Source organism: Streptomyces prunicolor NBRC 13075 (assembly GCF_000367365.1).
Lineage (GTDB): Bacteria > Actinomycetota > Actinomycetes > Streptomycetales > Streptomycetaceae > Streptomyces > Streptomyces prunicolor.
Genome location: NZ_BARF01000031.1, coordinates 188,643 through 210,729, shown reverse-complemented (window position 1 = coordinate 210,729; position 22,087 = coordinate 188,643). Strand labels below are relative to the sequence as shown.

The 22,087-nt window shown below is 55.8% G+C and carries 21 protein-coding genes; 16 read left to right on the top strand and 5 right to left on the bottom strand.

The features are described 5' to 3' along the window. Positions 1-328 precede the first annotated feature (328 nt). Entirely contained in the window at positions 329-763 is a 435-nt protein-coding gene (locus SPR02S_RS55760; protein ID WP_063746255.1) for an ATP-binding protein, read from the bottom strand. Positions 764-964: 201 nt separating this feature from the next. On the opposite strand from SPR02S_RS55760, the gene SPR02S_RS14880 reads away from it, so the two are divergent. Both SPR02S_RS14880 and SPR02S_RS60155 read left to right on the top strand, forming a co-directional pair. Further along, the gene (locus tag SPR02S_RS14880) at positions 965-1,825 is read left to right on the top strand and encodes a helix-turn-helix domain-containing protein (RefSeq protein ID WP_026150542.1); all 861 of its coding nucleotides are present in this window, start codon (positions 965-967) and stop codon (positions 1,823-1,825) included. 2 nt (positions 1,826-1,827) lie between these two features. Beyond that, the gene (locus SPR02S_RS60155; protein WP_078622896.1) at positions 1,828-2,019 is read left to right on the top strand and encodes a DUF397 domain-containing protein; all 192 of its coding nucleotides are present in this window, start codon (positions 1,828-1,830) and stop codon (positions 2,017-2,019) included. A gap of 324 nt (positions 2,020-2,343) precedes the next feature. Here the strand turns inward: SPR02S_RS60155 and SPR02S_RS66140 are convergent, their stop codons facing one another. From SPR02S_RS66140 to SPR02S_RS14865, 4 genes are all read right to left on the bottom strand, one after another. Then, entirely contained in the window at positions 2,344-2,604 is a 261-nt protein-coding gene (locus SPR02S_RS66140) for a WhiB family transcriptional regulator (RefSeq protein WP_218006579.1), read from the bottom strand. A gap of 62 nt (positions 2,605-2,666) precedes the next feature. Further along, a complete protein-coding gene (locus SPR02S_RS63105) occupies positions 2,667-2,960 on the bottom strand; it encodes a hypothetical protein (protein ID WP_158697830.1) in 294 nt (97 codons plus the stop codon). 16 nt (positions 2,961-2,976) lie between these two features. Beyond that, positions 2,977-5,298 (bottom strand): bifunctional DNA primase/polymerase, encoded by a 2,322-nt coding sequence (locus tag SPR02S_RS63100; RefSeq protein ID WP_158697829.1) that lies wholly within the window; start codon positions 5,296-5,298, stop codon positions 2,977-2,979. Positions 5,299-5,344: 46 nt separating this feature from the next. Beyond that, entirely contained in the window at positions 5,345-5,524 is a 180-nt protein-coding gene (locus SPR02S_RS14865) for a hypothetical protein (protein ID WP_019057765.1), read from the bottom strand. Positions 5,525-6,320: 796 nt separating this feature from the next. Here SPR02S_RS14865 and SPR02S_RS58945 point away from each other — a divergent pair. The 14 genes from SPR02S_RS58945 to SPR02S_RS63060 all read left to right on the top strand — a co-directional run bounded on the left by SPR02S_RS58945 (position 6,321) and on the right by SPR02S_RS63060 (position 22,085). Continuing rightward, on the top strand, positions 6,321-6,911 hold the full coding sequence (locus tag SPR02S_RS58945; protein ID WP_019057764.1) for an Lsr2 family protein: 591 nt from the start codon (positions 6,321-6,323) through the stop codon (positions 6,909-6,911). A gap of 87 nt (positions 6,912-6,998) precedes the next feature. Next, positions 6,999-7,148 carry a hypothetical protein gene (locus SPR02S_RS63095; RefSeq protein ID WP_019057763.1) on the top strand — a complete coding sequence of 50 codons (150 nt, stop codon included), beginning with the start codon at positions 6,999-7,001 and terminating at the stop codon, positions 7,146-7,148. Between the two features lie 903 nt (positions 7,149-8,051). After that, on the top strand, positions 8,052-8,561 hold the full coding sequence (locus SPR02S_RS63090) for a hypothetical protein (RefSeq protein WP_158697828.1): 510 nt from the start codon (positions 8,052-8,054) through the stop codon (positions 8,559-8,561). A 632-nt stretch (positions 8,562-9,193) separates the two neighbouring features. After that, a complete protein-coding gene (locus SPR02S_RS14840; protein WP_019057761.1) occupies positions 9,194-10,612 on the top strand; it encodes a phage terminase large subunit family protein in 1,419 nt (472 codons plus the stop codon). A gap of 402 nt (positions 10,613-11,014) precedes the next feature. Then, complete coding sequence (locus SPR02S_RS14835; protein ID WP_078622895.1) at positions 11,015-12,454, top strand: phage portal protein; 1,440 nt, start codon at positions 11,015-11,017, stop codon at positions 12,452-12,454. Further along, positions 12,438-13,040 carry a phage scaffolding protein gene (locus SPR02S_RS63085; RefSeq protein WP_158697827.1) on the top strand — a complete coding sequence of 201 codons (603 nt, stop codon included), beginning with the start codon at positions 12,438-12,440 and terminating at the stop codon, positions 13,038-13,040. Before SPR02S_RS14835 ends, SPR02S_RS63085 begins: the two co-directional genes overlap by 17 nt. A gap of 99 nt (positions 13,041-13,139) precedes the next feature. Beyond that, entirely contained in the window at positions 13,140-14,057 is a 918-nt protein-coding gene (locus tag SPR02S_RS60145) for a phage major capsid protein (protein ID WP_078622894.1), read from the top strand. Positions 14,058-14,189: 132 nt separating this feature from the next. Next, a complete protein-coding gene (locus SPR02S_RS63080; protein ID WP_158697826.1) occupies positions 14,190-14,615 on the top strand; it encodes a hypothetical protein in 426 nt (141 codons plus the stop codon). A gap of 13 nt (positions 14,616-14,628) precedes the next feature. Then, entirely contained in the window at positions 14,629-14,976 is a 348-nt protein-coding gene (locus SPR02S_RS63075) for a hypothetical protein (RefSeq protein WP_158697825.1), read from the top strand. A gap of 149 nt (positions 14,977-15,125) precedes the next feature. Beyond that, positions 15,126-15,479: a hypothetical protein gene (locus tag SPR02S_RS63070; protein WP_158697824.1), complete on the top strand. Its 354-nt coding sequence runs from the start codon at positions 15,126-15,128 to the stop codon at positions 15,477-15,479. A gap of 5 nt (positions 15,480-15,484) precedes the next feature. Then, entirely contained in the window at positions 15,485-15,946 is a 462-nt protein-coding gene (locus SPR02S_RS63065; protein WP_158697823.1) for a hypothetical protein, read from the top strand. Between the two features lie 144 nt (positions 15,947-16,090). Further along, a complete protein-coding gene (locus tag SPR02S_RS60140; protein WP_078622893.1) occupies positions 16,091-16,651 on the top strand; it encodes a phage tail tube protein in 561 nt (186 codons plus the stop codon). 23 nt (positions 16,652-16,674) lie between these two features. Next, the gene (locus SPR02S_RS14820) at positions 16,675-16,995 is read left to right on the top strand and encodes a hypothetical protein (protein WP_019057758.1); all 321 of its coding nucleotides are present in this window, start codon (positions 16,675-16,677) and stop codon (positions 16,993-16,995) included. 314 nt (positions 16,996-17,309) lie between these two features. Then, positions 17,310-22,085, top strand: a complete 4,776-nt coding sequence (locus tag SPR02S_RS63060; RefSeq protein WP_158697822.1) for a hypothetical protein — start codon at positions 17,310-17,312, stop codon at positions 22,083-22,085. Positions 22,086-22,087: the final 2 nt, after the last annotated feature.

Below are 22,087 nucleotides of genomic sequence, written 5' to 3'. Positions count from 1 at the left end.
CTTGGGGCTCTCGTCTGTGGGGCCCTCTCGGGCGCTCTCAGAGCTTCGCGTGACCCTAACGCGGGTTGGTCACCATGCGGCCCCGTTCGTGGGGCAGACGGCTCAGGCTTCAGTGAGCGGTTTGACCGGGCGGAGGTACCGGGGTGCTGGTGGCTTGCGGTTGGGAGCGATCACGTGGCAGGTACAGGGGCAACGGCGGACCAGGAGGATTCCCCCGCCACTCGGGAGCGGTATGTCTGCCGTCTGTCGGCATTCCAGGTGCAGGGACGTGTAACCGGGTTGCCTGGCCACGCTGCATTCCGCCGAGAGCCAGTCCTGTTCAGAGCCGTCAGACACGGCTAACCCCCTTGCGATTAGGGGGACTTGGCTTCACGAGACAGATTTCCGCAAACACGATTTTGCCTAGCACCTGGGTGACGATCCCCCACCTGTCGGCAAGCGCGTCGACCATGAGCAACCCCCGCCCCGTTGTCTCATCGGCTGACGGGTCCTGGACGCTCACCATTCCGGGGCCGGTATCCCGGACTTCCAGCCGGACGTTGTCCGGCGACAGGTGGAGCATCACGCCGAATTCCTGCCCGTTCGACTGCCCGACGTGAAGCACCACGTTCGTGGCCAGCTCGGAGGCGAGTAGGGCGAGATCCGAGACGACCGAGTCGACCAAGCCCCAACTCGTCGCGACTCTGCGGACGTGATCACGCGCCGCTTTCACATAGGCACTGTGAGTTGGGTACCTAGATCGATCCGATTCGAATGCGTCCATGATCACCTCTCCAACCAGCCTGGCCACTCAGACCACTTGACGCCGTGTCAAGCCCGTCTCTCATTCACGGAACAATCCCTAGAGTGAGGGCTTGGCACCCCAAGGTGCAAGTCCCCCACCTTGGGGGTGACTCAACGTGATTGTGCGCGGTGGAGCCGCACGGCAGACTGAGACCAGACGCCAACGAGGAGGGGCACGAACGTGCCGGTCAGCAGCAAGAATCCGACCGTCAGGCAACGACGGCTCAGCCGCATGCTCAAGGAAGCCAGAGGCGCGGCAGGCAAAACCCTTGCCCAAGCCGCTGAAGCCCTGGACTGTGCGGAGTCGAAGATCAGCCGCATAGAGGCGGCACACTCGGGTATCAGGTCGCTCGATCTTCGAGCACTGCTGGACTTCTATGGGGTTACTGACCAGGCGCGCCGTGCCCACTATCAGGATCTCGCCCGGAACGGCCGTGAGCGCGGCTGGTGGTCGCAGTACGAGGGTTCCTTGAACTCCGCTTACAGCGACTTGATTGACCTTGAGTGGCATGCCTCAGACCTGTATCTAGTCGAGACTGCTCTCATCCCGGGCTTGCTACAGACTCCCGCCTATACAGAGGCAGTTGTCCGTACCCAGAATCCGGGCAAGGCGGATGCCGACGTTGCGGCTCAGGTAAAGGTGCGCGGTCAGCGTCGGCAGACCTTTGCCCGCTCAACCCCTTTGAGGCTATGGGCTGTTATCGCTGAAGCGGCTTTAAAGGCGGACATGGGTAAGGATGTGATGGGGGATCAGTTGGAGTCGCTGCTAGCCCTCGCAAGGGAAACCAATATCCAAATTCAGATTCTGCCCTCAAGTGCGGCTATCAATACCGCCCTCTATGGCCCGTTCGGCATCATGAGCTTTCCGGAGCCAGTTGAGACCGACATTGTGTACAGAGACGACCTAATGTCCATCGTCTACTATGAAGATCCGAGTCAAGTAGAGTTTTATACTGCTCTGTTCCGGCGTCTCAACTCTGAAGCTCTGCCGGTTGAGCAAAGCCTGTCCATCATCAAACAGCACATCTCAGGAACGGACTGACTATGTCTGCCATCTCTAACGCTTCCGCTACTGGCTTCGACTGGTACAAGTCCAGCTATAGCGGTGACAACAATAGCTGCGTTGAATCCGCCAACGTTCCTGGAATCGTGCCGGTACGAGACAGCAAGGCGCCTACGGGTCCGGCCCTGGTCTTCTCTCGGGAAGCCTGGGGAGCGTTCGTCGACTCGATGTAACGGGTAACCCCAGACGTAGAGAAGCCCCGGATACCGATTAGGTACCGGGGCTTTCTCATGCGGCTATCTCTTAGCGAACTGGGGTCTTGGCAATGTCCTCGACGCAGTGACCGCATAAGCTAATGACGATATCTCCGATTACATCAACCCACATGTCGCCATCACATGGGGTCTCGAACTCTTGGGTACAACGCTGGCAAGCAAACATGATAGGTATTCCCTTCAAAAGTCTTGATTAGGTATCACCTCTTCCCGGTGGTTACTGGTGCTGCTTATCCCGCAGCGTGACTGTGTTAAGGCAGGGTCAATATTGATTGCCCTTGGTTACTTCAGAGACTTCCGGTATCGGTTACCCATCTTGGATAGCCGGTCGTAGTCGTAGTCGTAATCTCGACGCAGGCCCGGACCTAGGCCAGCGAATATGCCGTAATCGTCTTTGAGTCGACAGGCCCGCCGTAAACACTCAAGACGTACAGGGCACTCATTGAAACAGATAGACGCTGCGGCATACGCCGCATCCTTACCTGCCTCCGCATCGGGAAACCAAATCTCGGGGTCGGACCTGATACAAGCGGCCCTGTGCATCCAATGGTTGGTTAAGGGTTCGGGTCTTAAATCGTCCTCCATATCTCATACCTTCAATCTTTCTACTCGAAGTTGTCGAAAACTTCTGGCTCAGTGATGTATTCCCGTAGTTCCCTCTCAGGTTTGCGGTTGCCGGTTTCGGCACACCACCTCTCCGCAGCGTTGGTTACGGCTTCAAACGCGCCGCTACAGGCGCCGTGTTTCTCTAACCGCTGATACAGGTTAAGTGGGGTTAGTCGCACTGGACGGAACCCGTCTTTCCAATCCAAGGTGTAGTCGGCGGCCAGATCGCCCAATTGGTTGGGCTCGCCTCGGAAACTAATAACGAACTGTCGGAATGTCCGGCTCTTTTCCATCTCGTATCCTCTCTGGTTATTCCGAAGGGCGGGAATCGCCCGGCAATAATGTTCGACCATCCTCTTTGCAATAGAACCAACCGCGATTCTCGCCAAGCTCGATAGCCTGGTCTCGCAACTTACGGTCAGGACCCTTGATCTTCTGGCCAACATCACGCTTAGAGATGCCCTCCTTAGCGTCATGAACCCAACGGCCAATGCGCTTGGCCAGCATGAGGACCTTGTTTGCTTCCTCGTCTTTCTCTTGCTTGGCTTCATCAATACGCATCTCCCGCTCTACATAGATCTGAGTCTTTGCGGAGATCTCGGCCGCCTGCTTATCCTTGAGATACGACATGACGTCGTCGCGGACTTCGCAGGATACTTTCCACATGTGGCCGGATAGCTCCCAATCCTCCTCGGTAACGAGGGTGCGACCGTCCAATGCCGCAATGAATGCCGATAGCTTGGCCCGCATGGCAGGCTCATGGGTATTGAGCTTGTTCACCTTGAGTTGGCCGCGTTGGCGGGCCAAGTCGTTTGCGTCAAGCCTGTCCGTGATACTGGATACGACAGTGAAGCCGCTACCTTTATTCGCCACCTGTACCGGATTGACCGGAAGTACTCCGGGTTCTGCCGCTCGTTCGTCCGGCTGATTGGGGTCAGTCACACGAGAGAAGTAGAATCGGTGTGGGGTTCCATAGGCGGCATCCTCCATAAGCCTGGTGCACGCTTCATATTGAAGTCCCACGATGAACCCCATTGAGTACTTGCCCTCAGTAAGGGTGCGGGTAGTCTCCTTCTGGGCATTCATCTGCCCTAGCTTCTCGCCCATCCAAGCGGAACGGATAGTGGCACCCAAAGTGCTGCCGTTACGGCCGAGGAGAGTTGTCAGAGACTCACCCTCGTCGAGATAGAACAGAACGTTACTGTGAACCTGCCTCTTTGCGGTGACCACTACAGGGTCACCGTTCTTCTTCACTTCGCCGGTTTCGACCTGGACAAAATCCAAGTAGGCCTCAATCATTCCCTCACCGGAACCGAGCCCTACATACTCACGCTCACCGAACGTAGAGAACGTGCCGGTTGGTACGAGACGCTTGGGAATGGATTTGGAGGCGGACTTACCCGAGCCTGATGGACCGATAAGAGCGGCGAAGGCATTCAATGAAAGCGGGTCGCCGATACCCGTATCAATCTTCACGTCCGGGTTGACCATGGCTCCGAAACGGGCGAACAACCCGGCTAATGCGGCTTCGCCGGAACGTCGGCGGGCATGTGCTGCCTGCCGTACATGGGCCAGAGAGGGACGCGCCGACCAGAACTCTTCTGGCAGGATGCCAGGCTCTTTGTCGTCACTGGTAAGTGCCCTCAGGCTTACGTGGCAGGCGCATTTGCGGCGCACGGGGGTATTGGCTTCGACGGCGAGAGCGGAGTCATAGGCCCTATTCCACTCCCTTACGATCGTCTCCTGATCCCTACGACGGTCGCGTACCTGATCGAGGAACAGAGACTCCACGGTATCGAGAGCCGCGAGGATTCCCATATGCCCTTCCTGCCCTAACCTCAACAGATGGGTTTGGGTGCGAAGCATGTTGTCATGCCCGCTGACAGTGAAGTCCGTGCTCTCAATAGCCTTGATTACGCGGGCACATGCGGCCCCTTCGTGCAGGGACTCAAGCCAAGCCGCAGCATATTCAGGCGGGACACTGTTGTCACGATACTGAGACTCGCCCTTGCAGAAGCGCTCTATCCAGGCATCGGGGAGTATTGGAATCTCGGCAAGGGAGGGAACGCGCCCCTCGATGTGGTATCCGCTGTCATAGAGGTTCGGATACCACCACTGCTCTTGTAGGCCGTCGATGACGGACGGGTGGGCGACGACGTAACGCCACCCATGGTGGACAATCTCGATGCTCTCGGATACGTCATGCCAGTCTTTGTCTTCCGGAATAACGAACAGGCGCTTCCCATTGTGCTCCGGGTTGGCTCGCTTACTGGAGATGGGTCCGCGAGGGAGGGCGCCTAATACCCGTTGCAACTCTAAGAGGTCGTCGTATCCGGTCTTGTCTGCATAGGTGTCCACATCGAGGGCGCCTACCTGCGGAGCCAGACGAACGGCAATCTCACCATTGGGGTATTTCTCGTCTAACTGCTGCTGTAGTTCCTCGGATGCGTCGGTCCCCATCTTGCCGGTAACGCCTGTAGGCGGAGAGAACTTGCGTCCATGGGGCAGTGGGATAGGGCTACCCCACTCGATGCCCTGGTAGAGCTTTCGGGCCAAGGGGTACGGGGTGCGTGTTGGGTGGGGATCAATATTGGTGGTGTTGTCTAACGCAGGGATCATGTTGATAGCCATTGGATGACTCCTTCTGACCCGTCATCGGGTCGTTGGTGGGTGGGTGTTAGTGGCGGGCGCCATTGATATTGAACATGTAGTCGGACAGTTTGCAGCCACGGTCTTCCAAGTGCTTGGTCACGAGACGGCGTAATAACTCGCCATCCTGTAAGCCTTGCTCGATAGCTGCATCATGGAAGGCTCGGGCTAGCCAGTCCTGCATACGGAAACTCTTGGGTACCATCATGGTCGGTTGTTCTCCTTACGTACTACGGTGCGTGTACGGGATATGGCGAAAATAAATCCCGCCACGCTGGGCGGTTTCTGTGTATGAATCCATTATCTCATGGATTGGTTGAGTGACGGTGGGCAACTCGTCAACCGTGGTTGACAGTGCTTAGAAGTCACTTACATATCCTCGCAATGGCCCGCTATTGATTGTCGCACGGGTATCCGCAGTGACTTTCCGCAACTTAGTGGGGGCTTATGAGGTCCACACTTCGGGGGGTGTGGACCTCTTCAAAGTGTGGACCTCTGTGGACCGAGGTCCACACCTAGGGCTGTGGCGCCCGAGCGGGGAGAAAAAAGTCCACGCTTATCTATTGCTTACCTATAACGCTCTGACCTGCAATAATATAGAGAATGAATGTTAAAACATCAAATGCTCTAAGGGAGCTGTGTAGGTGAGCGCCACAGACCAAGTGTGGACCTGGTCCACAGGTCCACAGTCCACAGTAGGTCCACACTTACATATCCTTTAGGTCCACAGTTTCGATGCTATCCGCCTCTGCGGTTATCCAGGATACCGATACCCGGCAAGCGGATATGCGGGCTTAGGTATTCCCTACCTACCCGTGAGGGCGGACATAGCTACAGGGTCACCCGATGTGGTTGTGATACCGGGGTATGCCCTACCGGGTAGGCCTACGTGGGATAGGTTGCCCCTGTAGGTATCCGGGGTGGACACAGCCCCGGGGTATGCGTACAGTGCCGGCCCCCCGGACCGGGGGACGCAAGATCAGCCGAGGGACTTGGGAGAGACCATGGCAGTCAAGGCAGTACAGCTCATCGAGATGACCGAAGAGACCTACGACAAGGCTCCGGACGGTATCGACCGGGTACCGGTAGAGGTTCCTGGTGTCGGCACTCACGTCACGTACTGGCGTAAGGAGTATGTCGACGACCTGACCGAGAAGCCCGCTGAGGGAACCGTGACGGTCAACCTCCTGGTGCCGGTTGACGCCGAGCGCGAAGAGGTCGTCATCGGGGAGGACGGCGAGCCTGAGAAGAACGAGGATGGCTCAGACAAGCTCAAGGTCGTTGGCTACACCGACTACGAAGCCCGTGAGATCGACCTCTCGCCTGCCTCGCTCAAGAAGCTCATGACCGCTCTCAAGCCGTTCGCTGCCAAGTCCCGTGAGCGCGTGGTGTCCGTACCGGCCAGCCGTCCGGCCGCTGCATCGTCGGCCAGTAGCCCTAACCCGAAGCTCACGGAGTGGAACCGCAGGGTCAAGGCCTGGCTCGAAGCCAACCGCCCTGAGTACGGCGTGCTGGCCAACACCCGGGGTCGGGTCAAGGGTGAGCACGAGACGCTGTATGTCCAGCAGAACCCCACGGACCCCAAGCCGGTCTGAAGCGGTACCCCCAAGCGCGAGTCTCCGGCTACCCGGTCGGTATTCCGGAACTTGCAGAGGGAGCGTGAAGGATCGCTATGGACTCAAGTGGGAGACGGACTCCCGCTGGATGACATAGAGGACTTCACGCAAGCGGCCAAGAGGTGGCTCGGGGATAAGAGCGAACTGGCCAGCAAGACGCTAGAAGAGGCCGACTGGTCAGAGGTATACGCATACTTCAAGGCCAGGAACAACTAGCCGTAGCAATACCGAGAACCCCCAAGGGTCGTCGCGAGACTGGCGACCTGAGGGGGTTTCTCTATGCCCTCAGGGGGCTCTGTGGATTGATTACCGGGCGAGGGTGGGGAGTTGGGCCAGGCGGACGGCGGGAGGGGCTCAGGGGCCCACCTACGGCTTCCTGTGGGCACGCTCGGCCCGGTCGTCCTGGTACTTGTGCTCGGTGTGGCGCGCGCTCTCGGCTGGCGCTACGGTCTGCCGCTCTGACGTGGGACGAGGGGCGGGCCGGCGAGGACCCGTCCCTCACGCGCGCGTAGGGCGTCGACGAGCACCAGGACCAAGCCTTTGAAGGACGGGTCGGAGAGCACCAGGCGCCGGACGGCACCGAGCTGGGGGAGGCTAGCCGCCCGTGTTGCGGGTGCACGTGGGCTTGGGGCACACGGTCAGGCCAGGGAGGTACACAGGCTCTGCTGAGCTTCCCGGATTCGACCGGACCCAACTGTCTAGGGATTGCTGGCTACCGCACCGTTGGCACGGCGGTATCTCGTAGGTGGGTATTTCTGCTGCGGTGTACTCACGATCTTCAGTCATGGACTCCACGCTAGCCCTACATGTGGTGATTGGGCCTAGTGATCTACAGAGCCCCTACATGTGCGCACCTGGTAGTGATCCCTAACCACACATGCGCGGATACCTATCGCACTTATGAAGCCTCCATATCGAGGATTCGAGGTCATATGAGTTGCCCACTGTCAACTGGTATTCGCGTGGGATAATGGGCAGTACCCCGCTGTTTTGAAAGTGTCAAGCGGATTTCGTAAAAACTTTCAAGATCTTTTAAAGCGCTATCTACCCCCAACTAAGTTCAGCTATATTAGTGGCTACATATGTGGATGGTTGCCTTAGGTAATCAAAGGAGTATTAATGAATAACCGCTCACGTTCAACACAGCAATTAAAGCGTGCGGATAAAGTATTGCGTGCATTCGAGATGCGCATGAAGGGATATACCTTACAGGATTGCGCAGATGAATTAGGCGTAACCACACCGACTATCACTAACTATGTCCGCGAGGAATTAGAGAACCGCCTTACTCCGTTAGCAGACGTGGAAAGGCGTAAGCAATTAGAGCAACTCGATATGCTGATTAAGAAGGTATGGGCAATCATCGAGAACGATGAACCGCTCTACCAATACGGCAAGCTGGTCTATGCCAGCAACGGCACGGTAGCCGTCGACACCAAGCGCACGCTCGAAGCTACTGCCGAGATGCGTAAGCTACTGGACTCACGAGCGCGCCTCACTGGCGCTTACAAGCCCTTCCAGACACAGACCGAGGTAACCCACACAACCCCGGCTGATACTGCGTTGGCCAGCCTGGTAGAGCAGATGGAAGCCAAGAACGCCAAGCTTCAAGCCGAGTTGGTGAGCTAGTCATGCACGCTACCGATATCGACCCTCATATCTATTCGGTTATCTGTGACGTATATGACGCGGTATCCAACCACCCGATTGGTAATGGATACCCGCTGCATAGTCGTTCGTCTGGTGCACAACACTTCACGTTTGAATTGCTTATGCGCCTATCTGAGCTTGGGTATCACGTCGTACCCATTACAGATAACCCCGAGGACGACTTTAGTTAAGCTCAAGTAGTTGCCTTAGGCTACCAATGAATAACTATGCAAAACCCTCGCCGGGCACGTGGGCAAGACCGTGGGTACGGTTTTGAGCCTCCCTCCCCGGACAGCGCTGAAAGTTTCTTTCAGGCCCCTGACCAGGGCTTATGCCGCCCGCCGTGGCTGGCCGCAGGCCTAAGCGCTGGCTCATATGCACACACATAGAAGTGGCCTCATGATCATTTACGGCACTGAGGCCTCTCTAATTTTTACCCACTTTCAAAAACATAAAAGTCGCCCATATGTCCGACCTAACCCAAACCGAAGGGAGGCGACACAGCACCCGAGAAAGGGATACCGATGGACCCGACATTAGCCCGATTACTAGAGGGGGTAGACCCCGAAGCCCTCAGGACAAGCCCAGACTATCGCCGTGCCCTATGCCGTATGGACCCGCTTCTCTTCGCGGTTATCTATCTCACGCACCATGTATCCAACCCGGATACCGGCGAGATTACCTTTGCTGAGGCTCACGAGGAGTGGGCAGAACTGGCCCGCCAATGGGCCCGTCCCGGAGCCAAGAGGACGGCCGAGAACAGGCATGCGTTCATTGCCCCTCGTAACCTTGGCAAATCGACGTGGTGGTATCTCATCTTGCCTCTCTGGTGGGCGGCATATGGATACAGCCACTTCACGGCAGCGTTCGCCAACTCGGATACGCAGGCTCAGCTACACCTGAAGAGTTTCCGTAACGAGCTGAACAACAACGACCTGCTACGGCAGGACTTCCCAGATCTGTGTAAGCGCAAGAACTTCTCGAAGAACTCCCCGGAGGGGGATTCCACGGGGTATCGCCGCTGCGGTAACGGCTTCGTGTTCATGGCTCGCGGTATCGATTCCCAAAGCCTTGGAATGAAGGTGGACCAGCGACGTCCGGACACTATTCTCTTGGACGATATCGAGCCCGATGAGGCGAACTACAGCCTCTATCAGAAGGCTGGACGGCTCAACACGCTTACCGACGCCATCTTGCCTCTGAGCTATACCGCGAATGTGGTGCTCACGGGGACCGTGACCATGCTCGGCAGTATCGTGCATGACTTGGTGCGGGCCGCCAAGGGTGAAGATATGGATTGGGTGAAGGAAGAGTCCTTCAAGGTGCACCACCACTTACCCATCCTTGACAACGGCGATGGTACGGACCGTTCCATCTGGCCCGGAAACCCTATCTTCGATCTCGACGGCATGAAGGCTCGCCGCCATACACGCGAGTTCGCAAAGAACATGTTGAACGACCCCAAGGCTGTCGACTCCGAATACTGGTCCGCATCCGATTTCACGTATGGCACGTTCCAGTGCTCGAATACCTACCTGTCTATCGACGGCGCGGTAACGACTAAGAAGACCTCGGACTATACGGGAATTGCCGTAGTGGGGGTAACGAGCGAGCCGTACCGCCGAGCCCTGGTGAAGTTCTCCAGTCAGGTGAAGCTCAAGGGTGCGGAACTCCGCGACTATGTCTTGGCCACTATGCAGGCTTTCCCGGAGGTCAATTGCATTTTGGTGGAGACCAACCAGGGTGGGGACCTCTGGGAAGAGGTATTGCACGACATGCCGGTAAGGGTGAAGCCGGTACACAACAGCGTGAACAAGAAAGAGCGAGCATCCCGCTTGCTCGCGCTCTATCAGTCGGTTCCGCCTCGCGTCGTGCATGCCGAGCCGCTGCATAGCCTTGAGCAAGAGATGATGCAATTCCCTAAGGGTTTGTTTGACGACCAGGTCGACGCCACGGGCAACGCGGTATTGCGTTGGATCAAGCCGGAACAACGCATTAAGGCCGCTATGAACATGAAGCACCCTCGCTAATCGACTTGCCCCCTACGACTTCGGATATGTGACCTATAATATTCACTGTGGGGATTGGTATATCCATATCCCGCTCCGCCTACGGTCGAATCAGCTAGTACAGAGCGCCGGTCCTTCCTCCTTTCAGCCGGTGTAACGCGGATGATCCTTTCCACATATTCCCGCGTGAATCTATACGAAGACGCTTTGATATTCCCGTAGGCGGAGCACCCACCCCACCTCATATCGACCAGCCGAGTCGACCTTAGGTATGCCCTCACCTGCTGCTACTTGGCTGGTTTCACATCCCTTGTATGCCGAGTACGGCAACCAAACTAAACCAAACCAATATGACCCCGGTAGCCAAGTACGGCAATCACAAACGAGGAGGTCAGAGTAACCGAGAAAACGTGAGGTAACCCCATGAGTGATGCAACAGCTAATCCTGACTTACATGGCGACTATATGGCGCTGATCAAAGCACGGCCCGACTATGAACGCGCAGACGCGTTCTATGCCGGATGCGTTGAAGAGGAATACTCCAGTACTGCGGTAGCCCGCTTACTGGCCCGCTTCAATCTGCATAACCTGCCGAGCTTCAACTTTGCGCATATCGCTGTTGATGCACTCGTAGACAAACTCCACCTCAACTCGGTAACCACCGAGGACAACTCACTTGACGTCGTCCTCGATGACCTGAGCGACCTGAACGACCTCAGTGAAGAGTTTCCCGTGCTGCTGCTGGACGCGTGCAAGTACGGAGACAGCTACCTCATGGTGTGGCCCGCCACGGATGAGAGTGGCGATCCCACGGGCGTCACGATGCGCTGTAAGGACCCTCTGACGGTCCGCGTGTTCTACGGGGAGGAAGACCCCAACGCCAAAGCCCGAGCCATTCAGAGCTGGGAAGAGGGCGCCAAACAGACTCTCGTAGTCCGCGCGAACCTCTACTACCCCGACCGGGTAGAGCGCTACGTCCACCAGGGCAAGGTGCCCCAGGACCCCAAGCGCGCCAAGTGGGTTCCGTACAGCGGTGACGGCTCGCCGGCACTCATCCCGAACCCCTTCGGCCAAGTGCCGTTCTTCCACTACAGGACTGCCCGCCCGTACGGCGTCCCGCTGCACGTCAACGCGTACGGTCCTCAGCTCGCGATCAACAAGTTGATCACCAGCCATCTCGCCACGGTCGAGTATCAGAGCTTCCCCCAGCGCTACGCCCTGGTGGACCCGTCGGCGGACCTCAGCGGCCCTCAGGGCAACGACTTCGACGAGGAACACCCCACCGATGGGTGGGACCCGGAGACGGCCGGAGAGAGCCAGCTAGACGCTTCCCCCAACGCCCTTTGGAATCTCCAGGGTTACAAGGAAGTCGGACAGTTCGACGCGGCTAACCCGGACAACTTCCTGAAGCCTCTCGACCGCTATATCAAGGCCATGGCGCAGGTTACGGGAATCCCCATGCACGCGTTTGACAGCACGGGGGATGCCATCTCAGGCGAGAGCCGCAGGGAAGCTAACGAGCCCCTGTATGCCCGTGTGGAGTCCTTACAGAAGCTCTTCGGGTCGACTCACCGCCGTGCCTATCAGTTCGCCTTACAGATCCTCGATGAGGACGCGGACGTAACCGTGACGTGGATGCCAGCGCGTCATGTCGATGACCTCGCAGGCTGGCAGACCATCGCGCTCAAGATCTCTCTTGGTGTGCCTAAGGACGTTGCCTTCGCTGAAGCCGGATACCTGGCAACCGATATCGATGCTTGGCTAGCCGCCGCTGGTGAGCAAGCCAATACAGAACAACCCAACCAAGTACCGCAGAGCGCGGACCAAACCCAGGGAGTAACAAACAATGAGCAAGCCGCTTAACGACGATACCGACGTTATCGAGAACGATGACGACGAGAACGACTTCGACGACGACACAACCACCGAAGAGTGGTCGGCGCCCTCTAAAGACGAGTGGGAAGCACTCGTATCGAAAGAGAATAAGGCTTCCGCGGAAGCTGCATCTCGTAAGCGTTGGCTACGCGAGGCCGGTATCAACCCCAAGACGGGCGAGAAAATTACCGCAGCTTCAGGAGGCACATCTACGTCTGCCGACGATACCCGCGATTACACAGCGGATCTCAGGCAGTCCGAGCAAACGGGACTATCTAAGGGCGTCGCCATCTACGCGGAACTAGTGAATGCCGGAGTGAACCCCAAGAGGGTGAACGCGGTATTGAAGTTCCTCGACACCTCCGAGATTACCTTCGACGAGGACGGCCTAGAAGGTCTTACCGAACAGATCGCAGATCTCAAGGAAGACTATCCGGAGTTCTTCAAGCGTGAACGCATGAAGACCACCGATGCCAGCGTTGTTGGTGCCGGTAAGAAGACTACTTCTAACTCAGCTGATACGCAGTCCTGGGAAGACAAGATTCGAGAGCGCTTCAGTAAGGGCCTCATCTAACTTCCCGTGTTAGCCACACGATGTGGGCCGTGTTCAAAAGCCCCAAGCATGCCGAGGGAGGCGATCTATCGAATTCTCTAATTACGAAGGAGCCTCACTATGGCTGCATCAATTTCAAACTGGATTCCCATCGAGTGGAGTTCAACAGCTATTCAGCGTGTCCAGTCCCGTTCAGCCGTAGAGGGTTACGCTCGTGGCGAGAACATGGGCAGTGACACTATGCGTGTTCTTCGCTCTGGCGGACTAACCGTTGGCGTTGGTGGAACTTACGTTTCTGACTCTTCATCTAACGACTACATCTTGCTTGACTCTCAGCCTTTCACCGGTCAGTTCATCGTTGCCGAGGACGACTTAGCCGATGCTGACTCAGTCATCAACACCATCAACGTCAAGGCAACCGATTGGGCTGCCAACTATGCGGACGTTTTCGACAACGCATGCTTAGCGGTCACAGGTGCTGGAGACGGTAGCTCAGGTACTCCGTTCAACTCTGTTTACAAGACAATCCGCACCAACGGTTCTGGCGTAACTTCCGCTTACTCAGCAGATGCCAACTACCTAGCGTGGAACGGCACCGCATCAGCGGCTTACGACAAGTTCTCAGGAACCCTAGGCCTGGTCGAGACTGGCCAATTCTGGGATATGTCTAATTCTCTTGTGATTGCTCACCCAACGTTCCGCGCATCGTTCCGTCAGACTAAGGACGATAACAACATGCCTGTATTCGTTCAGGGTCTAGCTGGAACCCCAGACACCCTCTTCGGAGTTCCCGTTGCATGGAGTCTCGGAGCCAAGACCTCTCCAACCGTTAGTGCTGCGCCTGCCGGTAACCCAATCCTGATCTTCTGTGGCAACACCGATCTTCTTGTTCGCGGTGACCGTCTAAGCCCTCGTGCCCTTATCGATACAGCGCGCGCTCACGACAGCACAGACCAGACAGCCTTAAAGCTCAAGGTCCGTAAGGCATTCGGTGTAGCTCACCCGAACGGTTTCTCCGTTCTTGAGAAGACTGCCTAATCCCTCGTACTCCGATGGGGAAGGTTCTCAGGCTTCTCATTGAGCCCTCTCCCTAACCTTCCCCATCGGTCTTCTGCTACTGAAGAAAGGTGGTGCGAAGTGAGTTGGGCAACAACTACTGACGTACTCAACATGACGGGTACAACCGTTACTGAATCTCAGGTAAGCCAAGCTCAATATCTCGTCGAGATGTTCGCTGGCACTACCGAGGGTTCAGATACTTTCATTGCCAGCCGCAACCTGAGGCATCTCAAACTAGCCGTGGCTTATCAAGCCGCATGGATGGATACCCACCCCGACGTATTCTCGGTTATCGACGTAACGTCGGCTACCCAAGACGGCATGTCATGGGTTATCGGCAATATCCAGTCGGCGGTATTAGCTCCGCTGGCAAAGATGGCTATCGCCCGACTGTCATGGATGCGTAACCGTAGCGTCTATATCCGCCCTATGGGTGGTCGCGCTTCTTACGAGACTCAAACCCTCAATACAACAAGCGTCGAAGTTGATGACAGGCGCGACGGATGGCGACCTTTAGATGACCTCTACGGGAACTAAGGACGGTGGTAAAATGATCATCAGGACCAATACCACCATTACCATTCTCGCAAGCACTACCGATACCGACCAATGGGGCGACCCGGTCGACTCGGATAATGTCGCCGACAACGGTTCTGCTACTGGTATCCCGGCCTCGATTACCGAGACCATCAATGCCGCATATGGCGAGGTGACAACAAACCCTCGCGTCATCCGAGACGGTGTCTGCCGACTCTCGACCAAGTACGCGGCTCTCGTCACCGATAACAACCGTATCCGTGATGAGCGAACCGGACTGACATGGATTGTCATGGACGTCTATTTCCCTAACAACGCTATCGGGCATGTGCCTATGCATATCGACCTCAAGCGCTCTTAGAACCTCTCCCTGGGAAAACCGGGGAGGGGTTACTAAACGAATAACCAGAAACCTACTCGTAGAGAGTCAGGGGTCTACCTCGAACTATGCCGGTATGCGCTAGTAGGTCACCCCTACCCGCATGCCGTTTTTATTTGAGGAGAGACCCTATGCGCATCCAATTCGAACCCGATTGGGTAGAGAAGTTAGAACCCCAGATTGAGACCTATATCGGCAAGTTAGCCGAACAGGTCTACAACGACATGGTTGTGCTGTGCCCTAAGAAGACCGGTCGCCTGATGGCCGACCTAGCTTGGGAAGTCGACGGTACATCCGCTCGTATCGGAGCCAAGACCGTTGACTATGCCTATTACGTAGAGGTCGGCACCCGACCACACACCATCAGGCCAAACGGTAAGGGTGCCTTGTGGTGGGCCGGCGCACGACACCCGGTCAATATGGTTGAGCATCCCGGATATGAGGGCTCGCACTTTATGCGTAAGTCTCTCTATAAGGCCCGGTGATCCTGATGGCCAACTCATATGCGGGAACCGAATCCGTAGCCGTTGCCTGGCTCAAGTCCTTAGGGCTGACTCAAGTAGCGACGACTGTGCCCGAGGACCACACCACTTGGTACACAACGGGAATCGTGCAGGTGGAGAAGACCGGGGCGGTAGTCGACCCGTTTCTCAAGCTACGCAGCAACGTCATTACCTGCCACGTGTGGGCAGCACGGCAGGACCGTAATGCGCAGAACCCCCCGTGGAATCAGGCAAACCAGATAGCAGAGTTGATTAGTGACGCCTGCTATGACTCCTCGAAGTCCGTCAATATCGGGCTTACTCTCCCCGCTTCTCTCGGGTCTCTCCCGGTCAAGGTGCTCAGCGCGTGGCTTATCCAAGACCCGACGCGTGCACCTTCAGACGAGCAATTCATGGCCCATTACGTGCTCGACCTTCAGATTTCTTGGGTCCAGCTACCGGCCAACTAATCACTAAACCTACCCCGGCTATTGGTCGGGGATATGGACCTTGACCCAGTAGTGGAGGCGACGAACGCCGAAGCGTCAGTCAAGGAATTCACACAACGAAGAAAGCCTATATGGCGCTTACTACTGAAACAGAGGTTCAAAACTATGAGCGTAAACGTCTCCAACTTAGTCCAGGGTCCAGCAACCCTATACATCGGCGCATTTGGTGCTGCCGAGCCCACTTCTGCTACTGCCACCCCAGCATCCGGCGTATGGACAGACCTCGGCGGAACCCTTGGTGGTGCTGAGGTTTCTATTGCCCAGGAATACAAGGCAATGGAGGTCGACCAGATTGTTGATGTTCCTGGTAGCCGTCTCGTAAGCCGTGCTTTCACTATCAAGACCCAGCTTGCTGAGCCAACCCTACAGAACCTTTTCTACGCCCTTAACGACGGTACTTATGCAACCGGTGCTTCTGATAACACCTACGAGCCTAACTTCCAGTCAAGCGCTACTCAGCCTACATACCGCGCCATTCTCCTTGATGGGTGGGCACCTAATGGGGCCGGTAAGAAGCGCAAGCTAATTGCTCGTCGTGTCCTATCAACAGACGCCGTTGTGTTCTCTTATAAGAAAGATGATCAAAGCGTATTCAGTGTCACTTTCACCGCGCACTACGTGGACAGTTCAACAGGTTCATTCAAGGTCATCGACCAGGCTAACTAATCAATACCTAAGGGAGTAAACCAATGAGCAAGGAAATCAAGATGGTTCAGCTTAAGAGCGATGTTGAAGCGGGAGAGCGTATTCCGCTCTTCTCGCTCGATGGTGTCGAGTACACCATCCCGGCTAAAGCGCCGTTCAAGGTCGCTCTTAAGTTCATGAACGAATCCAAGCGTAGTGGCAACGACATGTTCGCAGCTCTACAGCTATTAGAGGACATGTTAGGTAAGGACGCTTACGACAAGTTATTGGACTTCGACGGACTTACCGATGAGCTTATGGGCCAGATCATGGAGCAGTGCATTGACCGCGCTTTCCCGGCTGTCAAGGAAAGCGCAAAAAACTAGTACTGCGAGCCTGGGAAGTTGAAGGAGTCCTCGAATACCTCGACGCTATTGAATCGGATCTATCCGCCTTCCATCGTGTTGACGACTATCTAGAGATGGATTGCCTGAAGTTCTTCAGGCTCGCATTCAAACTTGCTTGTTATCAAGGGGCAGTAAGAGCCCAAGCCGAGATGACCTCGGAGGAACACGAGAACACCACCACACCAGTATTTGATGACGTAACCGCGATTGCCGGTGAGAAGTCCGAAGCTGAAGCCCGCGCTATTGGTGCTCCGTGGATCGAATTCGAAACTGCGTAGAGCGGAGACACCACCATGCCACAAGGCTTCAAAATTGCTTCCGCTTGGGTCGAGATTAACGCCGACACAAGCGGCTTACGCCGCGATGCCCAAGACGGTGTGCGTCGCGCTCTCGCAGGTATCGACGCGAGGATCAGGCTTAACGCTGACTCAACTGGGCTTCGTGCTCAGGTCCGTGCCGCTGCAAAGAAGGCAGGGGCAGGCGAGTCAGCCACTATCCAAATCAAAACCGATTTCAACGTAGCCGAAGCCCGAGCCAAAATGATGGCTGGTATCAAGGGGCTCAACCTCAATGCCGACGTTGATATCAACCCCGATATTGATGCGACTCTTATGCGCGCGAAAATCAAGGCTGAGGTCGACGCACTTAAGGGTCGCTTTAGCGTGCCCGTAACTCCGGACATTGACACCACGCTGTTTGCGGCGAAATTACAGGCTGCGGCTAGGACCGTGTCCGCAAGCGACGTTGATATCCCTATCGACCTCAACCCCCGCATCAATCAGCTCAAGTTACGCGCGGAGGCGGGTAGGGCTGCCGCAGCGGTTCGGGCCTCGATCACATTCAATGCAGACCTCAAAGAGGGAATGCTAGACGCGCAGATTGCTGCGGCTAAGGCACGTCTCGACGCTATGGGGCGCAACCTCACGTTCCGAGCAAAGGTCGATGTAGATACCGCGAAGGCACGCGCCGAACTTGCATTGCTGAACAAGGATCTCGATTCATCCGGGACACACCTCGGACGTTGGACAAAGATTGTTGTGGCTATTGGTGCCTTAGGCCCGCCGGCCATCGCTGCCTTATTGCCTGCTATCAAGGCTGTAGGTACAGGATCTCTCGGTCTTATCCCTGCGTTCTCTGAGCTGGCTCTAGTGTTCGGCACCGTGGCTGTTGGTGGCAACGGCGTTATCAACGCAATTACTGCTAGCACCAAAGGGGCTAAACAGTTCGCTCAGGCTATGAAGGCTTTAACACCTACAGCTCAGAGCTTCGTGAAGGCAGTGATCACCAGCAAGGGTGCTTTTCACGAGCTACAGCAGTCCGTACAGAACACGCTCTTTGACGGTCTGGACGATTCATTCCGGGCAATGGCTCACAACACTATCCCTGACCTGACTGTTGGGTTAGGCGGCATGGCTATGCAGCTAAACGACATGACCAAGCTGAGTATGACCTCGATTACCAACCTTTCCCGTATGGGTCTGCTGAAGACAATGTTCGGCGGACTCCAGATTGCCATGGACCCCTTGGTCCCTATGCCGGGTCAGATCCTGGCCAACTTAACCAAGCTGACTATTGCGGCTACTCCGCTCTTTATCCGCATGACCCAATCTATGGGTCGCGGTATGGATGACCTCACGGCGAAGATTACTCGCCTGTTCAATTCAGGCCAGTTGCAGGCCAAGATTTCTGGTGCGGGTGACGACATTGTCAACCTGTTCAAGAACATTGCCAATAACCCCGAGTGGCAGCAATTCGTCAGTCGTATGCAGAGCACCGGTCCAGCAATGGCGAAGGCTCTTACAGATATCGCTGAAGCCCTGCTGAAGGTAATGAACGATGCTGGTCCGCTTGCTGGAGTTCTGATTCAGGGTGCAGCGGGCTTTGCCCGCATGGTGTCGGCATTACCTGATGGCTTCGTGACAACTCTCATGTCACTCGCCCTAGGGATGAAACTGATCGGCGTTGCCGGAAAGGTGCTTGGTGTTGTAGCCGGGTTAGTCGGCAAGCTCTTCATGGCTCTTAAGCTATTGGTTTCCCAGCAAGCAATGGTTGCCGCTATTGGGCCTGCGCTGACAAAGATCGGTGCGTCTGCTGGTGTCATCAGTAAGACGGCCGTAGCGGTTCGAGCGCTCGGTATCGCGGTTGGTGTACTGCTGGCCGGCAAGGCTCTTATCGATCACTTCTCTTCATCTGCGGTATCTGCCGCCCCGAACGTCGACAAGCTGAAGACCTCACTCGGTCAACTAGCTCAGTCTGGCAATTTCGGTGGAGAACTGAAGAAGACATTCGGAGATATCGGCGGTATCACCGAGGGCTTCAATACCCTGAACAAGGGAATCAAAGAGAACATCGGCGGCTGGGAACACCTCATGGGTGGCACTGCCGTTTCCGATTGGACTCGCAAAGTCATCGACAATGCCGAGCACGGCGGAAAGTCTATTGAGAGCTGGGGCAAGAAAGTCGACGGCCTCGATAAGTCATTGGCGTCGATGGTGTCTGACGGCTATGCAAACGTCGCGGCTGAGGCTGTGCAGAAGCTAGGCATTAGCGGCAAGGATAGTGAGAAGTGGCTCAAGGACTACAACAAAGCACTTCTAGACCAGGAGACAGCTAACAAGCTGGCCGCTATCTCGATGGGCACATTTGGTGATCGGGCCGTAGCCACACAGGGACACCTCAAAGCACTCGATGACAGCGTTAAGGGATTGACCGATTCCCTATTCGCTATGAACAACGTCAACCGTGATGCAAGCGAGGCGACCCGCCAATACGAGCAAGCGGCTGACGATGCTGTTGCTGCGGCTAAGCAGTATGCCGGAGTTCTGGATATGCAGAACGGCCGACTGGTGCAGAACAGTCAGGCTCAGCGTGATGCTTCGGAAAAGGCTGACCAGTTAGCGGCAGCATCTGAAGCTAACGGTTTGGCTATCTATAAGCAGACCGGAGATTGGAACCAGGCGCAAGCCGCTTGGAAGGAAGGCCGTAGCACACTCGAAAAGGTGCTGACGACTATGGGTCTATCCAAGACTCAGGCTCAGCAGTATGCGGCAGAGATCCTAAAGATTCCGAGCCAGAAGGACATTAACCTTCAGCTCAAGTCCGATGCTCAGCAACAGCTTTCATCTATCGCGGCGGCATTCCGTGCGGCTCCAGATAAGAAGTCAATCAATGTCGATGTACTCGACAAGCCTGCCATCGCGATTCTCCAGAAGCTCGGACTTCAAGTCACGCAGCTTCCGGACGGCACTTTCCAGGTAACCGCCAAGACTGACGGCGCCAAGAGTCAGCTTAAGGCCATCGATGGTTACAAGGTTGGCGATAAGGACATCAAGGTATCCGCACAGAACGCTACGGCAATTGGTCAGTTGAATGCCGTTATCGCAAAGATCAAGGCGACACCCGGAGCTAAGAGCATTACGGTATCTACCTTGAATGCCGCTGCTATCGCGGCGCTTCAAGCTGTTGGTTACAAGGTGAAGACCTTGCCTAACGGCAAGGTAACCGTTACCGCTATTACTGGTGCCGCTTCACATAACATCGCAGGTATTCAGGCTCAGCGTGACCGCCTATCCGACAAGACAATCACTATCCGTACGACACACATCAACGAAACGATTTACCACACCAGCGGATCGCTTCACGATGTGGTTGGTGCTCATGGTGGTCTCGCCTCGCGTTCCGGTATTAGCCGTTTCGCTAAGGGTGGTGGAGTAAGCGGCTTACTAAGTGGTCCGGGAACGAAGACCTCGGATAGCTTGTTTGCCCGCTTATCAACAGGTGAGTTCGTCATGCGAGCGGCGGCCGTCGATAAGTACGGTCCCGATTTCATGCGCCTTATTAACTCAGGCATGTTCCCTAAGCTGCCTCGCTTCTCTGTGGGTGGATACACAAAGACCCGCTCGGCTGGTAAGGGAAGCGCTAAGCACACCGAGTACCTGTATCAAGGTCAGTGGTTAACCAAGGATCAATACGATACGGCTCACGGTGCGGCCACCCAGCTAGAGGGTTTAACCACCTTCTCTAGCTTCGGAAAGATGGCGCAGGCTCAGGGTTCATTCAAGAACAACGAGATCGAAAACGCGCTCGGCAATTCAGGCTCGGTCAGTAATCTGGTCGACAGTCTGAATCAATACAAGAACCTGATTGCCACCTCGACAAGCGGTAAGACCGAGACGAACCTTCTCAATAAGCTGAACACTTCGGGTAAGGCCCTTCTGGCTAATGAGCAGAAGTATGAAGCCGTTAACAAGGCTCTCGATACAGCCAAAACAAATCTCGACAACCTGAAGAGCAGCTTTGACCAACTGAAGACCTCGGTGTCGTCAAGCATCGTGTCATTCGGAAACATCACTAAAGCTGGTAAGTACGGTACGAGCGTCAACACTCTGATTAGTCAGTTGCAGAGTGATACAGGGCAAGCTCAACAGTTCAACTCGATGCTTTCTCAGCTCAAGGCCAAGGGTCTTAACAGTCAGGCTATTAGTGATATCGCCGAAGCCGGTATTGCCGGTGGAGGTATGGCAACGGCTCAGACATTGCTCGGTGCCAGTGCTGCCGATATCAAGAAGATTAATGACCTACAGGCCCAGCTAACCGCTGCTGCCGACTCGGCCGGTACGACCGTAGCCGACAGCATGTATGGAGCTGGCATTAAGGCCGCTCAAGGTCTGGTCGACGGACTCACATCTCAGCAAGCAGCCATCGAAGCAACAATGATGGCGATTGCTAAGTCGATGGAAGCCGCGATTAAAAAGGCTTTGGGTATCAAGTCCCCTTCCAAGGTCATGATGGGGCTTGGCGCTCATGTATCCGAAGGGTTCGCCCTCGGTATTGAGAAGAACACCCGACCAATGACCGCAAGTATGTCAATGGCCAACCTTGCTCCAACAGCCGTGGCAAGTTCCACGACTTCAGGTGGTTCAAGCGGAATGGTCATCAATGGCGGCATCACTGTTCAGGTATCCGGAACCTTCGATCTAACCAACGCGCAACAGCGCAAAGACATAGCCAACAGTCTCGCAGGTGAGATTGTTCAAGCAACTCGCCGATACGACAGGGCAAGGAGTTAACA

Bases quoted from the DNA above. Each gene is read 5' to 3' on its own strand.
- SPR02S_RS63080 (WP_158697826.1), top strand. From the start codon at position 14,190: ATGACGGGTACAACCGTTACTGAATCTCAGGTAAGCCAAGCTCAATAT.
- SPR02S_RS60145 (WP_078622894.1), top strand. From the start codon at position 13,140: ATGGCTGCATCAATTTCAAACTGGATTCCCATCGAGTGGAGTTCAACA.
- SPR02S_RS63070 (WP_158697824.1), top strand. From the start codon at position 15,126: ATGCGCATCCAATTCGAACCCGATTGGGTAGAGAAGTTAGAACCCCAG.
- SPR02S_RS63065 (WP_158697823.1), top strand. From the start codon at position 15,485: ATGGCCAACTCATATGCGGGAACCGAATCCGTAGCCGTTGCCTGGCTC.
- SPR02S_RS14820 (WP_019057758.1), top strand. From the start codon at position 16,675: ATGAGCAAGGAAATCAAGATGGTTCAGCTTAAGAGCGATGTTGAAGCG.
- SPR02S_RS63075 (WP_158697825.1), top strand. From the start codon at position 14,629: ATGATCATCAGGACCAATACCACCATTACCATTCTCGCAAGCACTACC.
- SPR02S_RS63105 (WP_158697830.1), bottom strand. From the start codon at position 2,960: ATGGAAAAGAGCCGGACATTCCGACAGTTCGTTATTAGTTTCCGAGGC.
- SPR02S_RS60140 (WP_078622893.1), top strand. From the start codon at position 16,091: ATGAGCGTAAACGTCTCCAACTTAGTCCAGGGTCCAGCAACCCTATAC.
- SPR02S_RS63100 (WP_158697829.1), bottom strand. From the start codon at position 5,298: ATGGCTATCAACATGATCCCTGCGTTAGACAACACCACCAATATTGAT.
- SPR02S_RS63060 (WP_158697822.1), top strand. From the start codon at position 17,310: ATGCCACAAGGCTTCAAAATTGCTTCCGCTTGGGTCGAGATTAACGCC.
- SPR02S_RS58945 (WP_019057764.1), top strand. From the start codon at position 6,321: ATGGCAGTCAAGGCAGTACAGCTCATCGAGATGACCGAAGAGACCTAC.
- SPR02S_RS14835 (WP_078622895.1), top strand. From the start codon at position 11,015: ATGAGTGATGCAACAGCTAATCCTGACTTACATGGCGACTATATGGCG.
- SPR02S_RS66140 (WP_218006579.1), bottom strand. From the start codon at position 2,604: ATGCACAGGGCCGCTTGTATCAGGTCCGACCCCGAGATTTGGTTTCCC.
- SPR02S_RS60155 (WP_078622896.1), top strand. From the start codon at position 1,828: ATGTCTGCCATCTCTAACGCTTCCGCTACTGGCTTCGACTGGTACAAG.
- SPR02S_RS55760 (WP_063746255.1), bottom strand. From the start codon at position 763: ATGGACGCATTCGAATCGGATCGATCTAGGTACCCAACTCACAGTGCC.
- SPR02S_RS14840 (WP_019057761.1), top strand. From the start codon at position 9,194: ATGGACCCGCTTCTCTTCGCGGTTATCTATCTCACGCACCATGTATCC.
- SPR02S_RS63090 (WP_158697828.1), top strand. From the start codon at position 8,052: ATGAATAACCGCTCACGTTCAACACAGCAATTAAAGCGTGCGGATAAA.
- SPR02S_RS63085 (WP_158697827.1), top strand. From the start codon at position 12,438: ATGAGCAAGCCGCTTAACGACGATACCGACGTTATCGAGAACGATGAC.
- SPR02S_RS14865 (WP_019057765.1), bottom strand. From the start codon at position 5,524: ATGATGGTACCCAAGAGTTTCCGTATGCAGGACTGGCTAGCCCGAGCC.